Genomic DNA, 531 nt, shown 5'->3' on the forward strand with positions numbered 1-531 from the left:
GTTTTCTCAGGTACGGCAGAAGGGATCTTTAATAGCGCAATCGGTAACTTTTCTTCAGGCGTTTTATATAACGGTAGTAATGAAAATAGTTATAGCCATGAAAAGTGGGTGCGCCTAGAAAGTAAGTGGCAATATGTTGACCCTGAAAAGATCAGGATATATACCCTAGGGGACTTTATTTCTAATAGCCCGGATTGGGGAAGCAGTGTCCGTCTGGCCGGTTTTCAGTGGTCGAGTGCTTATAGCCAACGCGGGGATATTGTCACTTCGGCACTCCCTCAATTCTCTGGCTCGGCAGCATTGCCTTCAACCCTAGATTTATACGTCAACCAGCAAAAGATTTATTCAGGTCTAGTGCCATCAGGTCCCTTTGATATTAAACAGCTTCCGTTTATTTCAGGAAATGAAGTCACACTGGTGACCACAGATGCAACGGGTCAGCAGAGCATTACCAAAAAGCCGTACTATTTTTCATCCAAGATTCTGGCAAAAGGTATTAATGAGTTTTCAGTAGATGTGGGGGTTCCACGC

At 44.3% G+C, this 531-nt stretch carries 1 pseudogene; it reads left to right on the plus strand.

Annotation, left to right across the window (positions count from 1 at the left end):
• Window positions 1–531 (plus strand): annotated as a pseudogene (locus tag J536_RS24710) (fimbrial biogenesis outer membrane usher protein); the annotation flags it as partial.

The sequence above is a fragment of the Acinetobacter sp. 809848 genome, from assembly GCF_000581275.1.
Taxonomy (GTDB): Bacteria; Pseudomonadota; Gammaproteobacteria; order Pseudomonadales; family Moraxellaceae; genus Acinetobacter; species Acinetobacter pittii.